Annotated in this window: 12 protein-coding genes; 7 read left to right on the top strand and 5 right to left on the bottom strand. The window is 43.8% G+C overall.

The genetic code is table 11. The annotated features are described in order from the left end of the window. Positions 1-182 precede the first annotated feature (182 nt). The 4 genes from xerD (at position 183) to thrC (ending at position 4,767) form a co-directional block, all read left to right on the top strand. Positions 183-1,100: a site-specific tyrosine recombinase XerD gene (gene xerD, locus FTV41_RS09790; RefSeq protein ID WP_004975712.1), complete on the top strand. Its 918-nt coding sequence runs from the start codon at positions 183-185 to the stop codon at positions 1,098-1,100. Between the two features lie 150 nt (positions 1,101-1,250). Then, the gene (locus tag FTV41_RS09785; protein ID WP_179996494.1) at positions 1,251-2,066 is read left to right on the top strand and encodes a DsbC family protein; all 816 of its coding nucleotides are present in this window, start codon (positions 1,251-1,253) and stop codon (positions 2,064-2,066) included. Positions 2,067-2,265: 199 nt separating this feature from the next. Next, entirely contained in the window at positions 2,266-3,570 is a 1,305-nt protein-coding gene (locus FTV41_RS09780; protein WP_004975708.1) for a homoserine dehydrogenase, read from the top strand. A gap of 57 nt (positions 3,571-3,627) precedes the next feature. Then, the gene (gene thrC, locus FTV41_RS09775; protein WP_104852917.1) at positions 3,628-4,767 is read left to right on the top strand and encodes a threonine synthase; all 1,140 of its coding nucleotides are present in this window, start codon (positions 3,628-3,630) and stop codon (positions 4,765-4,767) included. 116 nt (positions 4,768-4,883) lie between these two features. Here thrC and FTV41_RS09770 read toward each other — a convergent pair whose 3' ends face one another. Further along, positions 4,884-5,975, bottom strand: coding sequence for a serine hydrolase (locus FTV41_RS09770; RefSeq protein ID WP_168525662.1), 1,092 nt, complete (start codon positions 5,973-5,975; stop codon positions 4,884-4,886). A gap of 219 nt (positions 5,976-6,194) precedes the next feature. Between FTV41_RS09770 and FTV41_RS09765 the strand changes: the two genes are divergently transcribed. The 3 genes from FTV41_RS09765 to FTV41_RS09755 all read left to right on the top strand — a co-directional run bounded on the left by FTV41_RS09765 (position 6,195) and on the right by FTV41_RS09755 (position 9,948). Next, complete coding sequence (locus FTV41_RS09765) at positions 6,195-6,830, top strand: response regulator (RefSeq protein WP_004975702.1); 636 nt, start codon at positions 6,195-6,197, stop codon at positions 6,828-6,830. A gap of 52 nt (positions 6,831-6,882) precedes the next feature. After that, positions 6,883-8,445: a PAS domain-containing sensor histidine kinase gene (locus FTV41_RS09760; RefSeq protein WP_179996493.1), complete on the top strand. Its 1,563-nt coding sequence runs from the start codon at positions 6,883-6,885 to the stop codon at positions 8,443-8,445. Positions 8,446-8,514: 69 nt separating this feature from the next. Beyond that, positions 8,515-9,948, top strand: coding sequence for a sigma-54 dependent transcriptional regulator (locus FTV41_RS09755; RefSeq protein ID WP_179996492.1), 1,434 nt, complete (start codon positions 8,515-8,517; stop codon positions 9,946-9,948). 49 nt (positions 9,949-9,997) lie between these two features. On the opposite strand, the gene FTV41_RS09750 is transcribed toward FTV41_RS09755, so the two are convergent. From FTV41_RS09750 to lptF, 4 genes are all read right to left on the bottom strand, one after another. Next, complete coding sequence (locus tag FTV41_RS09750; RefSeq protein WP_179996491.1) at positions 9,998-11,161, bottom strand: S41 family peptidase; 1,164 nt, start codon at positions 11,159-11,161, stop codon at positions 9,998-10,000. Positions 11,162-11,185: 24 nt separating this feature from the next. Then, the gene (gene gpmI / locus FTV41_RS09745; RefSeq protein ID WP_179996490.1) at positions 11,186-12,733 is read right to left on the bottom strand and encodes a 2,3-bisphosphoglycerate-independent phosphoglycerate mutase; all 1,548 of its coding nucleotides are present in this window, start codon (positions 12,731-12,733) and stop codon (positions 11,186-11,188) included. Positions 12,734-12,878: 145 nt separating this feature from the next. Further along, positions 12,879-13,949: an LPS export ABC transporter permease LptG gene (gene lptG, locus FTV41_RS09740; RefSeq protein WP_179996489.1), complete on the bottom strand. Its 1,071-nt coding sequence runs from the start codon at positions 13,947-13,949 to the stop codon at positions 12,879-12,881. Position 13,950: 1 nt separating this feature from the next. Then, positions 13,951-15,051, bottom strand: a complete 1,101-nt coding sequence (lptF, locus tag FTV41_RS09735) for an LPS export ABC transporter permease LptF (RefSeq protein ID WP_004975682.1) — start codon at positions 15,049-15,051, stop codon at positions 13,951-13,953. Positions 15,052-15,169 lie beyond the last annotated feature (118 nt).

Raw genomic sequence — 15,169 nt, 5'->3', positions numbered from 1 at the left:
GAAATTCCTATACCATTTTGCATATTATAACATGCAAATGAGAACAATTAACAAATAAGGTCGACTTACATTTAAATGCTTTATATCACATCGACAGCCTTGCTGAATTGGATTAGAGTAGAAAATAACGCTGCTTATTATCGAATTTCTCAATTAATTTTGTGATTTCGTCTGTGATTCCTATGCTGAACAAAAAACCTCGTATTCCTGCTGCAATACAAATTCCAGAAGCTTTGAGCTTTTTGGAAGGCTATCGCAACGATTTAATCGCGCAAAGTGTCAGCCCGCATACCCGCAATGCCTATCTGTCCGATTTAATTCAATGCAGTGACTATGTCAGCAAACCCATGCCTGAATGGAATCATGACGATATTTCAGATGTACTCATCGAACTCACCAAACAACAAAAAAGCCCCCGCTCTATTGCACGCTGCCTGTCTGCACTACGTTCTTTTTATAAATTTTTAAGAGAGCACAAACTGCGCTCTGACAACCCTGTTGCTGCGCATAAAACCCCAAAATTAGGTCGTGCCTTACCCAAAGATTTATCCGAAGCCGATGTTGAAGCCTTAATTCACGCTCCTGACATCAACACTGCACTCGGATTACGAGATCGTGCCATGCTTGAAGTCTTATATGCTTGCGGTTTACGAGTGACGGAATTGCTGAATTTACGTTTAGAATTAATCAACCTAAAACAAGGCTATTTACGAATTGTAGGTAAAGGCAATAAAGAGCGTTTGGTGCCTATGGGACAAGTCGCTTGTGAATGGATAGAAAAATATTTAACCGAGTCGCGTCCGCAACTGTATAAAAGTGCCACCGATTATCTATTTTTAACGGTGCATGGCGGCATTATGAGCCGACAAAATTTTTGGTATGCCATTAAACGCTATGCCCTGCAAGCAGGCATTCAAGCCGAGTTATCGCCACACACGTTAAGACATGCCTTTGCCACACACTTACTCAATCATGGGGCAGATTTACGTGTGGTACAAATGCTGCTCGGGCACAGCGATTTATCCACTACACAAATTTATACCCACGTTGCACAAATCCGTATGCAGCAATTGCATGCCCAACATCATCCACGGGCTTAAAAAAACAAAAACGACGTAGAAGCATAGGGTCTGTTGACACTTCATCTATGAACGTAAGCCATTTATGAAATGGCAACAGACCCTAACGATCACGAATATTTTTTGTTATGCTAACGCTCTATTTTTTATGCCAACAAGAAAGGGTTGTTTATGACATTTACCCGCTCGACACTTTTGATTGCCTGTTCACTGGCAAGTGCTTTTGCAATCACCGCATGTTCAAATGCAAACAATGAAGATAAAAAGCAAACCACACTCACCGCCAGTGCGCCTGCAACGGGTGAAGCATCAACCCTAATTGAACGCAATGTACAACAGCGTTTAAGTACAACCTTGCAGCAACATTTTAAAACTGCAGGTATCAACGCCAAAATTACCGACATTAAAGCCACTGAAGTTCCAAATTTATTTTGGGTGAGTCTTGAAGGCATGTCATCGGTCTATGCCACCAGTGATGGCAAATACATTATTCAGGGCGATGTGATCCGTTTAGGTGACAAAGAACTACATAACGTCAGTGAAAACCTGCAAGCAGGCGTGAACAAGAAAATTTTTGCTGAATTAAAACAGGAAGATTTATTGGTATTCCCTGCCAAAGGCAAAACCAAACACGTCATTTATGTATTTACCGATGTCAGCTGTCCATATTGCCATCGTCTACATGAACAAATGGATGAAATGAATGGTAAAGGCATTGAAGTCCGTTACATTGCTTGGCCGCGTGGTGAACAGCACATGCCTGCTATGGAAGCAATTTGGTGTAGCGAAGATCGTCACGCTGCCTTTAATCAGGTCATGAATGGCGCACAAATTGCACCTGCCAACTGTAAAAACCCTGTTCGTGCTCAGTATCAATTGGGCTTAAATATGGGCGTCAATGGCACACCTGCGATTTATAATGCCGAAGGCGTATATTTAGGCGGCTATCTGTCTACCGCTGAATTGATCAAGCGCTTAGACAAATAAAAATAGCGGATCTGTGGATGCTGCATCATCCCAATACACCAAGACGTAGCATCTATGAAGCCAATATAAATAACGATTTTTTATGCGTTATTTTACTTTTTTTTATACTGTGAAGATAAGTGAGATCTGCCCTAGAGTCAGCGCGTTTTTTTAGCTATGATCTAGGCTTGCTTAAAGTTATTAAAATATGGAGTGTGACGTGAAACCAGTTCGTCTGGCAATCCTCGGTCTTGGTACTGTGGGTGGTGGTGCCCTTAAACTATTAAAAGAAAATGCTGCTGAGATTAGACGTCGCACCGGTCGTGAAATTGAAATCACTTATGTGGGAACACGTCGTCCGCGTCCTGACCTAAACTTGCCTGAATCGGTCAAGCAAAGCTCCGACTTGATGGACATTGTCCGTCAACCCGATGTAGACGTGGTGGTTGAAGTGATGGGCGGTATTCACCCTGCTTATGACGTGATCATGGAAGCCATGAAGCACGGCAAACAAGTAGTGACAGCCAACAAAGCCCTACTTGCAGAACACGGCAATGAGCTATTTAAAGCAGCTGAAGACAATGCCGTACAAATTGCCTATGAAGCTGCGGTTGCAGGTGGTATTCCAATTATTAAAGTCATCCGTGAAGGTTTGGCTGCCAACAAAATTGAATGGTTGGCAGGCATCATCAACGGTACAGGCAACTTCATTTTAAGTGAAATGCGTGAAAAAGGTCGTGCATTTGAAGATGTACTGAAAGAAGCGCAAGAGTTAGGCTATGCCGAAGCCGATCCGACTTTTGACGTCGAAGGTATTGATGCTGCACACAAACTGACTATTTTGGCTTCATGTGCATTTGGTATTCCACTACAGTTTGACAAAGTCTTTACCGAAGGTATTGGCAAAGTGACCGCACAAGATGTGAAATATGCCGAAGAACTCGGTTTCCGCATCAAACACTTGGGGATTGCCCGTCGTACCGATAAAGGTATTGAATTGCGTGTTCACCCAACTTTAATTCCTGAAGAAGAATTGATTGCCAATGTTAATGGCGTGAAAAACGCGGTCTTGGTACAAGCCAATGCGGTTGGTCCAACGCTCTATTATGGCGCAGGTGCAGGTGCAGGCCCAACAGCCTCTGCAGTAGTTGCAGATGTCGTTGATATTGTCCGTGACATTTCTTATACCGAAGATGGCGCAGGTACAATTCCGCAATTGGCATTTGAAGCCTTAACCGACTTGCCAATTTTAAGCCGTGAAGAAATGACCACGGGTTACTACATTCGCATTAATGCCGAAGACCAAACTGGCGTACTTGCCGATGTAACCACCATTTTAAGCCGTGCGGGAATCAGTATTGATGCCATCATGCAGCAATCACGCTTAAAAGACCTTATTCCTATCGTGATTCTGACTGACCCAGTCCTAGAATCGAAAATGGATGAAGCGTTACAACAAATTCAAGCATTGCCAACCATTCATGGCGAAATTGTACGAATTCGTTTAGAATCGCTTGATAATTAATCGGGTGAAGGGGAGTATTTCCCCTTGCCAAGCTCTACACACAATTGGAACATCATCATGTCGAATGCCAATCGTTATACTGGTTTAGTTGACCGTTATCGTGACCGTTTACCAGTGTCTGCAACCACACGTGCAATCTCTCTAGGCGAAGGAAACACGCCACTGATTAAGCTTGAGAATATTCCACGCATTATTGGTAAAGATGTTGAAATTTATGTGAAGTATGAAGGCTTAAACCCGACAGGTTCATTTAAAGACCGTGGTATGACCATGGCAGTTACTAAAGCAGTTGAAGAAGGTTCAAAAGCCATTATTTGTGCATCTACAGGTAACACTTCTGCTGCGGCTGCAGCTTATGCTGCCCGTGCTGGCATTAAAGCATTCGTTTTAATTCCAGAAGGCAAAATTGCCATGGGCAAAATGGCACAAGCGATGATGTACGGTGCAATCACCATGCAAATTCGTGGTAACTTTGACGATGGTATGCGTCTCGTTAAAGAAGTGGCTGACCAAGCACCTGTAACGATTGTGAACTCAATCAACCCTTACCGCCTACAAGGTCAAAAGACCATCGCTTATGAAATTGTAGATGAATTAGGTCGTGCTCCAGATTACCACTGCTTACCAGTAGGTAACGCAGGTAACATCACTGCTCACTGGATGGGATATACCGAAGCAGTTGCCAACCAACCTGCAGATCAATTCGAGCAGGTGGTATATGACGCAGCTACTGACAAATTCACAGGCCCAAACCCTGAAGGCCGTCCAATCATGGTCGGTTATCAAGCGTCTGGTGCTGCGCCATTCTTACGTGGTGCGCCTGTTGAAAACCCAGAAACTGTTGCAACTGCAATCCGTATTGGTAACCCACAAAGCTGGAACCATGCTAAAGCAGTGGTACGTGATTCAGAAGGTTGGTTTGATGAATTGACCGATGCCGAAATTTTAGAAGCACAACGTATGCTGTCTATGTATGAAGGCGTATTTGTTGAGCCTGCATCTGCTGCGTCTATTGGTGGTGCAATGCGCGACATCAAAGCGGGTAAAATCAAAGAAGGTTCTGTGATCGTATGTACCGTAACAGGTAACGGTCTAAAAGACCCTGACACAGCCATGAAACAATGTGCAGATGCTGTTATGTTGTCAATTGATGCCACCATGCAACAAGTAAAAGACTCGATTCTTTCAAATATGTAAAATTTGAAGTGTCATTAAAAAAACCCTGCTTTGGCAGGGTTTTTTCTTGTCTATATTTCTGTTCAGATTTTTCAGCCTTAATCGTGAGAATCACACCATTAAAGCTGAATGTTCGCTTAAATACGTTTTGGCAACTGACTTGCCCAGCTCATTAAACGGGTTGCATCATTGGTACGTGCTTGTGAGGTGTCTGCACCTAAAAGTACCACCACTGCAGGACGGTTATTTAAAGTGGTGTGCATCACCACACAACGCCCTGCCTCATTGATATATCCTGTTTTAGACAGATTGATATTCCAGCCACCATTACGCACTAACGCATTGGTATTATTAGATTTCAAGACTCGATAACCTAAGTTAAAGTCATACGTTGGCGTCGTTGAGAATTGACGAATCAAACCATATTGCGAGGCAGTACTCACCAAAATTCCCAAATCACGTGCAGAAGAAACGTTACGCGGGTCTAGACCTGTAGCTTCGGTAAAGCGGGTAGCATTCATGCCCAATTCACGTGCTTTTGCATTCATGGCTGCAACAAAGGCACTTTTGCCCCCTGGGTAGGTACGCGCTAAGGCTGCTGCTGCTGGATTTTCCGATTTCATTAAAGCAAATAATAATGCTTCGGCACGGTTGAGCTTGTCACCCACACGTAAAGTGGAACTTGAGTTTTTGCCTGCAGCACCTGCAAAGTCTATTGATTGTAAGGTAATTTGTTCAGACATATTCAAACGGGCATCTGAGGTGACCACTGCAGTCATTACTTTAGTCACTGAAGCAATTGGCAATGCTACGTTTGTGTTTTTGCTGTACAGTACTTCACCAGTTTGCGCATCCATCACTAAAGCTGCGCGAGCATTAACAGAAGGCTGGCTGCTATAAGCAGAAGTATCTAAAATACGGACAGTTTTTGGCGTAGTAGACGCGGGTGCAACACCATTGCTACTACGTACAGTTGTGGTAATTTTGGTTGAACCTGGCGGTGTGGGCTCTGCAACATAAGTGTCTGGTGTAGCCTGAGCGCTCGCACTGCTACTTGCTAGGTCACCATTTAAGAATTGATCGGCTTGCTCTGAAGACCAACTTAATGTCGCCTGACCGTCGCTCCCAGAGGAAGGATTGATGACAAGTTCAGCAAAACTGACAGAACTTAGGCTGAGCATCATAGATGCGATCAGCACATGCATTAACGACTTCTTAGAATTTTTCACGACTGCTTACTCAACTCAGGGAGGTAAGATACATTTGCGTATTACCTCAAATATGCCTTACATTTAATAAAAAATACAACAATGAATAGTTTTTGCCGGGATATTGTGCAGAACTTTTCATTCTGGATTAAGAATAGCATTGCTAATTTTGTCGTTTCATTGCAAGCTAATTTTGCTTTATGTAACAAAAAAGATGATTTTTTCAAAGGGAGAGTGTAGGTGATCACAGTTTTAGTAGTGGACGATCATGAATTGGTACGTACTGGGATTTGCCGTATGCTCGAAGACCATGCCGATGTACAGGTGATTGGACAGGCTGAATCTGGTGAAGAAGCGATTACCTTAGTACGTCAGCATCATCCCAATGTGGTGTTATTAGATGTGAACATGCCTGGCATTGGGGGTGTAGAAACCACGCGTCGCTTGTTGCAGACTGCACCCGACACTAAAGTTTTGGCGGTTAGTGGTTTGGCAGAAGAACCGTACCCATCTTTACTGCTCAAGGCGGGAGCAAAAGGCTACATCACCAAAGGTGCACCTGTCAGTGAAATGGTACGTGCCATCAAAAAAGTCATGCAGGGCGGCAAATACTTCAGTGCCGATATTGCCGAGCAACTGGCCAGTTCATACTTATCTGACACGCAACAATCCCCTTTTGATAGTCTGTCAGAACGTGAAATGCAGGTGGCAATGATGGTAGTGAACTGTATCAGCGCACAGGAAATTGCCGATAAACTCTTTGTTAGTGTAAAAACGGTGAATACTTACCGTTACCGTATTTTTGAAAAATTAAATATTGATAGTGATGTCAAACTCACGCACCTTGCGATTCGTTATGGATTGATTAAGCCTTAATCTTTACTGTGTGCTTGTTGTGCATTTTATCCGTATATAAGACGATGACCCTATGCCAGATTTAAAACAACATTCTGAGTTAAATCAGTATCATCTTGGCATGTGGTATGGTGCGTATCGGCTTTTAATTGCGTTTTGTTTACTGCTAATTACCCTACTCACCTTTCAGCAGCTTGGTTCACAGTATCAGCACCCTGGTTTATATCTGTATACACTGGTCTGCTATTTTGTGTTTAGCTGTGTGCAACTGATCAGCTATAAATATATTCCCTTCAAAAGCAGCCAACAACTGACTCTATTTTTTGCGGTTGATATTATTGCGCTGAGTAGCCTGACTTTTGCAACCGATGGACCCAACCTCTATTTAAGTTTATTGTTTGTGATCACGATTTTTGCGGCATCGTTATTGCTGCAAAAACGTAAAGCCTTAGCCATCACCCTCATTGCCATGATTATGGTGATTTACCAACATTTTGTTGGCAGCTTACTGGCCTTTTCTTCACTGAATAATATTGGTCATAGTGCCCTGCTGGCATTTTTATTTTGGGTGGTCTATGGCAGTGGCCGTATTGCGGTACGACGCTTTCAGCTGTTAGAAAATCTCAACTTTTCGCAATCTTTAGAACTGCACCGCCTACAAAATATTAATCGGTATATTTTAGAACAAACGGAAATGGGTTATTTGGTGCTAGATGAAAATTGTCATGTGGTTTTAAGCAACCCTGCGGCCTGTTATTTATTGGGTATTCCTGCACAATACGCACACTCAACCTATCCACTGTATAAAATTCAGCCCGATTTATTTGATCTGTTCAAATTTGACCAGTTACAAGATGGTGAAAAATTTCAGTTTGAATCACAACTCAGCAATTTTCACGTGCATATTCAGGTACAAAAACTCAAAGTGCCACATCAAACGCTGACTTTATTGGCGCTGCAGGATGGACGTAAAATCAATCAGCAAGTCCAGCAACTCAAATTAGCCGCCTTAGGACAACTCTCTGCCAGTATTGCGCACGAAATTCGCAACCCGTTGGCAGCCATTGTACAAGCCAACAATTTATTTACAGGCAGTGATGCTGCACAGCAACAATTGCTGTCGGACATGATCAGCAAACAAGCGACACGGATTGATAAGATTATTCACGACACGCTGAGTATGGTCAAAAATAAACAAACCACGCCTGTCGCGATTCAGCTCAATCAATTTTTGCCACAATTCATTCAGGAAGATTTACCTGATGCAGCGAGTCAAATTCAGCTTACACTGACCGAACCACTGAGCATCCAGTTTGATGAATCACAGTTTCGCCAAGTGCTGATTAACCTGATTCGTAACGCCATTCGACACAATGCTGCACAGCAGCCCATTGAGATTACGGTCTACCCGCAAACAACTTATATTTATATTGATGTGCGGGATTTTGGTGCAGGTGTCGCCAGTCAAGATCTCCTCTATCTGTTCCAGCCATTTTTCAGTACCGAAATCAATGGAACTGGTTTAGGATTGTATCTATCGCATAGTTTTTGCGAGGCGAATCAAGCCAAGCTGAGCTATGTAGAACAAGAACAAGGCGCATGTTTCAGGATGAAATGTCTACGTGCCATTGAATAAACGCGATTGATATTGGATCAATCTTGTTGCTGTGGTTTTGATTTAATTTTGTGTGGTTTTGGGGAAAATATGCACGCTGTTCAACCTTTGGTTTTATTGGTCGATGACGAAGAAGACCTTTGTACCCTCATGCAGATGACTTTGGCACGTATGGGGATTCAAACCCATGTCGCGTATCGTTTAGCACAAGCCAAGCAATTATTGGCAGAACATCAGTACGATGCTTGCTTAACCGACTTAAACCTGCCCGATGGCAATGGCTTGCAACTGGTTGAATGGATTTCCGAACAATATCCGAATGTACCTGTTGCCGTATTGACCGCCTACGGCAATATGGATATTGCGATTGCTGCTTTAAAAGCAGGTGCATTTGACTTTGTCAGCAAGCCTGTCAATCAAATACATTTACAGCAACTCCTTGAAAAAGCACTGAATAAACCTTTCGACACCACCGATCATCACAGCCAAGATCAGCTTGAATATAAAATGTTGATTGGGCAGTCTTTGCCTATTCAACAATTGCGCAGTACCATCAAAAAAATTGCGCGCTCGCAAGCGCCTGTATTTATTACAGGCGAATCGGGTACGGGGAAAGAAGTTGTCGCCAATTTGGTTCACCGTTTAAGTAACCGCAACGAAGGACCATTTATTGCAATTAACTGTGGTGCAATCCCCACCGAACTCATGGAAAGCGAGCTATTTGGACACAAAAAAGGTAGCTTTACAGGAGCGACTCAAGACAAACAAGGTCTGATTCAATCTGCACATGGTGGCAGCTTATTTTTAGATGAAATTGCCGAACTGCCACTGAGCATGCAAGTCAAACTGCTGCGTGCCGTTCAGGAAAAGCGCATCCGTCCTGTGGGTTCAGATAGTGAAATTGATGTCGATTTTCGTGTGATCAGCGCCAGTCATCAGGACTTAGAAAGTTTGGTTCAGCAAGGACGTTTCCGTCAGGATTTATTCTTCCGTATTCACGTGATGGATTTGGTCTTGCCTGCCTTGCGTGAACGTGGACAAGATATTCTGTTATTGGCAGACCACTTCATTCAAAAAGTTGCACAAGAATGGGACATTCCTGCCAAACAACTGACACCTCGTGCCCAGCAATTTTTATTAGAACAGTACTATCCGGGTAATGTGCGTGAGTTACGCAATATTATTGAACGTGCCATTACCCTGAGTGATGATGATGTTATTGATCTCAAACACTTACAAACCGCACCCTTGCGCCAATTCAGTATGAGCAATACAGCAACCACTGAATCACAACCTACAGCAGAAACACCACAGCAGATCGTGACAGATGTATTGCTGACAGGACGCAGACTGCCTGAAGAAGGTTTAGAAGCCTACTTGGAAAAAGTAGAAAAAGACATTTTACTGAATGCGCTGCACCTGACCCACTGGAACCGTACGTTGGCAGCAAAAAAATTGGGCATGTCTTTCCGTTCTTTGCGCTATCGTCTGAAAAAGTTTGGATTAGATACTGAAGATGAGTAAACGCTAAACAATGAAGACTGTCTAAAAATACGTGTTACTCAGATGAGACTTAACGGCGGCTCAGCAGTAAATCTGCCACATGCTCAAGATAAGCCTCTTCTTTCATTTCAGGACTTTGAATATATTGCTGATTCGGCTGAATCCCAACCCCTTCAATCATTTGCTCGCGTGGGGTGTAATAATGCGAAACCGTCATTTGTAAGGCAGCACCATCGCTAAGTGGGAACAGCTTTTGCACCACCCCCTTGCCATAACTTTTTTCGCCCATCACCCAAGCGCGTGAATGGTCTTTTAAAGCACCGGTAAAGACTTCTGCCGCAGATGCAGAGCGATGATTAATCAGTACTCCGACTTTTAAATTTTGAAATTCAAAGCTAGGTAACGCCTGAAATTGTTGATCGCCTTCAGAACGACTTTTGGTCGATACAATCACACCCTGATTTAAAAATAAATCGGCAGATTCCACCGCAGCAGACAGTAAGCCTCCTGGGTTATTACGCAGATCAATCAATACGGCTTTTAAGCGTGGCGTGCTATGTTCTTCAATTAAGCGTTTAATTTCATTGGCGGTGTCTTGCTGAAACACACGTACTTTTAACAACAAGACCTGATTAGAAAGCATCTGCGCCTGAATATCGGTTTCTACTTTTTTGTTGCGTACCAACATAATTTCAGGCTGATTGGCTGCACGTTGTACGCTTACAGTCGATCCCACTGAGCCTGTGAGCAGGTTATTGACCTGATCTGCACTCAGCTTTTTCAGTTCTTGGTTATCAATTTTAAATAGGCTGTCGCCATTCTTCAGCCCTTGTTTAGCCGAGTCGGCATTGGCACTTAAATTTTGAATGACCCAATGTTGCTGGGCAGCGTCATAGCGCAAAGTAAAATCAACCGAGGCCAAGTCACCTTCGGTATATTGTAAAAGTTGTTTATATTCTTCAGCAGTTAAATAGCGTGAATAACGATCTAAACCGCTCACCAAGCCACGAATGGCTTGCTGAAACAAGGCATCATCACTTTTTTCAGTCACATAGTTGTCTTTGACAATGCCATAGATTTGCACAAATTCCTGTATCGACTCTACAGGCACATCGACATAGTCCTGTTGTAGTGTAGGGCCATCGAACTCCCAATCTGGCGCAGCCCAAACACTCGAATGACTGGCACACAACACGCTTGCCAACACAACCGCATAAATTTTGTGAGCCGTCATTCCATCATCTACCTGTATCGAGGGTTATGCCTGTAAGCGAATTAAGTTGCGACCTTGCATATCTGCTGGCACTGGCAATTGCATCAAATTCAATAAAGTTGGTGCAACATCTGCCAACACACCACCTTCCAAAATGGTGGCCTGAGTTGGGCCTACATAAATGAATGGCACCAATTCAGTGGTGTGCTGAGTATGTACCTGACCACTGTCATAGTCTTGCATTTGCTCGACGTTACCATGATCAGCTGTAATAATCATGTGACCTTGTTTCGCCATCACCGCTTCATAAACGCGACCTAAGCAGGTATCTACCGCTTCAACTGCTTTGACAGCTGCATCAAACACACCAGTATGACCGACCATATCGCCATTGGCATAGTTCACCACCAACAAGTCATATTCACCTGAGTTAATGGCTGCAACCAGTTCATCAGTCACTTCATAAGCGCTCATTTCAGGTTTTAAGTCATAGGTTGCTACATTTGGCGATGGGATCAGGATGCGTTTTTCACCCGGATATTCATCTTCACGGCCACCACTAAAGAAGAACGTCACGTGTGCGTATTTTTCAGTTTCAGCAATACGCAATTGCGTTTTGCCCAAGTCTGATAAATATTCACCAATGGAGTTTTTCAAATCTTCTGGCATGTACGCCACTGGTGCAGCAATGCTGGCTTGATAACGGGTTAGCATCACAAATTTAGACAATTGCGGCACAACTTTACGTTCAAAACCAGCAAAGTCTTGTTCCACAAAAGCTTTGGTCAATTCACGCGCACGGTCAGCACGGAAGTTCATAAACACCACGCTGTCGCCATCTTGAATTTTGGCAATTTCACCAATACGGGTGGCTTTCACAAACTCATCACTTTCCTCTGCCGCATAAGCCGCTGCCAAGCCTTCTATCGCGGTTGCCGCAGTACGTACTGCCTCACCTTCGGTAAGTAAACGATAGGCTTGTTCTACACGATCCCAACGGTTGTCACGATCCATCGCATAGTAACGACCAATCAGGCTGGCAATACGACCTTGATTTGGATATTGTGCAAATAATGCGTCCAATTTTTCCAAAGAAGGCTGCGCGCTTTTGGGTGGCGTATCACGGCCATCTAAAAAGGCATGTAGATAAACTTTTGCACCACGTTTTAATGCCAATTCTGCCATCGCCACGATATGATCTTCATGCGAATGCACACCGCCTTCAGACAATAAACCAAGCAGATGCACTGCACCGTTGGCTGCTTTGGCTTTTTCTACCGCATCGACCAACACTTCATGTTCAAAGAAAGCGCCTGTACGAATGTCTTTGGTAATACGGGTAAAGTCTTGGTACAACACACGTCCTGCACCCAAGTTCATGTGACCAACTTCAGAGTTACCCATTTGACCATCTGGCAAGCCCACATCTTCACCTGAACCAGAGATCAAACCATGCGGATGCTTTTCCTGCATAGCAGTCAAATTTGGTCGTTTCGCTGCTAAAAACGCGTTGTCTTCGACCGCTTCGCGATGACCCACACCATCCATAATCACCAATACGTGAGGGATTTTGCCAGCAGTTGCATCCGCCATAATCAATACTCTTTTTCGTCTACAAATTAATCATGCTATCTTAACGAATTTTGCGTCAAGACTCTATGTTCAGAAGATGGTTTCCGCCACTGATTCAGATAGGTTTACCCAATCATACGGAAAAAGCAGCAGCATCGGCCCGCACTTAACGCGCACGATGCAGTAAGTAACCGCCGATGACAAACATCAGAATAATAGGAATAAATACGAACCACGCAGGCGATGGTGCATAGACCAAGCTGGCATAGCCCAAGAAATCCTGTAAATAAAAGAAGGTTAAGCCCACAAATAAAGCAATCACCAAACGGAAACCCATAGATTGCTGACGTAACGGCCCAAAAATAAAGGAGCAAGCAATCACCACCAAAGCAATCAGCGCAAAGGGTGCACCAAGTTTTTGCCAGAACGCCAGTTGGTAGGTTTTGGGTACTTGGCTGTATTCATGCATATAACTCATGAAACTGACCAATTGACTTGGGGATAAATCTTCAGGGTCGATGGTGACCATGTGCACATATTTCGGTTGCAATGCTAAAGCCAAAGCCTGTTCGCTGTTTTTAGCTAAAGTCGCGTTGCCCGCCTGCAAAATATCCATCTGTTCAGTTTGATTGAGCAACCAACTACCGTCTTTAATAAACTGTCCCTGATCTGCAGACAATGTACCACGCAAGCGATAGTTATCATCAAAATCGACCACTTGTACATTTTTGAGCTGCCCTTGGGCATTGGCGTAGTCAATATAAATAAAACGATTGCCTTCGCGCGACCAATAGCCACGAACTTCACCCAGCTCAGCGACGCTACGGTGACTTTTAACACTTTTGGCTTGTTCATTGGTGTATGGAATCACCCATTCACTGAGCACAAAAGACAGCAGTACCAATACCATGGCGGAACGAATCACCCATCCCACAATACGCCACAGGCTAATCCCTGCAGAACGCATCACAATCAATTCGCTGTTGGATGCCAACGTACCCAAGCCTAACACTGCGCCAATCAAGGCAGAAATCGGCAAAATTTCATAGAGATAATTTGGCGCACCCCACAATACATACAGCAATGCCTGCCATGCACTATAGTTTTCATTGAGTGAACCCAATTCGCCTAAATAGGTAAACAACACCTGCAAACCAGACAAAATTGCCGTTGCACCAAACATAGCCAGTGCAGTGGTCTTGGTGACGTGTTTTGCAACTATACGACGTGCCAACATCTTAAGACCTCACTCGCTGAATTTGCTGCTTAATTTTAGGTGCTAGTTTTTGTTTACGTGAGAACAAGGCTGCCGCAATCGCATAAGCCAACAACACCAACGGATAAGCAATCATGCCCATTTCTTGTTTGCTGATACGGGTTTTAACCGCCATGAGCGCCACAATCAAACTGGCGAAAATTAACAAGGCAGGAAACAGTTTTAAATAACGCCCCTGACGCGGACTAACTTCTGACAATGCCACGGCTAAAAACAACGCCACCACAATCGCAAAAGGCACAAAAATACGCCATCCCAGTTCACTTGCGACCACAGGGTCTGCACGGTTTTTCCAAAGTTGCGAGGTGGTTAAGGCTTCTACTTCGGCACTTTCAAATTTAGCTTCTTTGTCATTCTCTAAACGTAAACGATAACTTTGGAATTCTGCCTGTGAATATTTGGCTGTGCCCGGAAATATTTCATAACGACGCCCTTCGACCAAATCCACCACATTGGCAGGATCATTTTCCAGCTCTACCCGTGTCGCTTCTTTTGCCAGAATCATGACATCAGGACGACCTGCTTTTTCTGCACGTTGATAGAAGAAAATATCTTTCAGGTTTTTACGATCTTCAGATAGATCACCTGCGTAAATGGTATATGGCCCTGAAGAAATAAACTCTTTGGGTCGCACCAAATCAAAACCTGTGCGTACCGCCTGACTGGTGGTCAATGCTTCAAACTGACGCAATCCCCACGGTGATGCCCACAGCATTAAAAAGCCTTGGACAATTAGAAATACCAGCGTCATTGGCACCAATAAACGTGCCAATTGATGCCGACTCACGCCACTGCTGTTGAGCACTGCCATTTCATGGTCGACATATAAACGACCAAATACCAACATCAAGCCAATAAAGAAACCCAAAGGTAAGATCAGCGTCAAAAATTCAGGCAAGCGATAGCCAATGATGCTGAATAAAATACTCGCATCCAGACGCCCTTGTGCCGCCACGCCAAAATACTTGATCAAGCGACCACCCATCATGATCAAAGTCAGTAAGGCAATCACAACCAAGGATGTCGACACAACTTGCTTGACCAAATAACGCCGAATAATCAAATTATTTCTTCCAAAATGTGAGGGAATCCAATTCGCGTTAGTTTACCTGAATGTTGAAAATATAAAACCTATCGCCTTGTTATACATTGAAACTCGACGCATAAAAATGTTTCAATGG

Origin of the sequence: Acinetobacter sp. YH16051 (genome assembly GCF_013417135.1) — a bacterium.
Lineage (GTDB): Bacteria > Pseudomonadota > Gammaproteobacteria > Pseudomonadales > Moraxellaceae > Acinetobacter > Acinetobacter towneri.
The sequence above is the reverse complement of the archived record's forward strand: the minus strand, read 5'-3'. Positions and strand labels throughout refer to the sequence as shown.

Coding starts and splice junctions, on each gene's coding strand:
- FTV41_RS09755 (WP_179996492.1), top strand. CDS start 8,515: ATGCACGCTGTTCAACCTTTGGTTTTATTGGTCGATGACGAAGAAGAC.
- FTV41_RS09760 (WP_179996493.1), top strand. CDS start 6,883: ATGCCAGATTTAAAACAACATTCTGAGTTAAATCAGTATCATCTTGGC.
- lptG (WP_179996489.1), bottom strand. CDS start 13,949: ATGTTGGCACGTCGTATAGTTGCAAAACACGTCACCAAGACCACTGCA.
- gpmI (WP_179996490.1), bottom strand. CDS start 12,733: ATGGCGGATGCAACTGCTGGCAAAATCCCTCACGTATTGGTGATTATG.
- FTV41_RS09750 (WP_179996491.1), bottom strand. CDS start 11,161: ATGACGGCTCACAAAATTTATGCGGTTGTGTTGGCAAGCGTGTTGTGT.
- FTV41_RS09785 (WP_179996494.1), top strand. CDS start 1,251: ATGACATTTACCCGCTCGACACTTTTGATTGCCTGTTCACTGGCAAGT.
- xerD (WP_004975712.1), top strand. CDS start 183: ATGCTGAACAAAAAACCTCGTATTCCTGCTGCAATACAAATTCCAGAA.
- thrC (WP_104852917.1), top strand. CDS start 3,628: ATGTCGAATGCCAATCGTTATACTGGTTTAGTTGACCGTTATCGTGAC.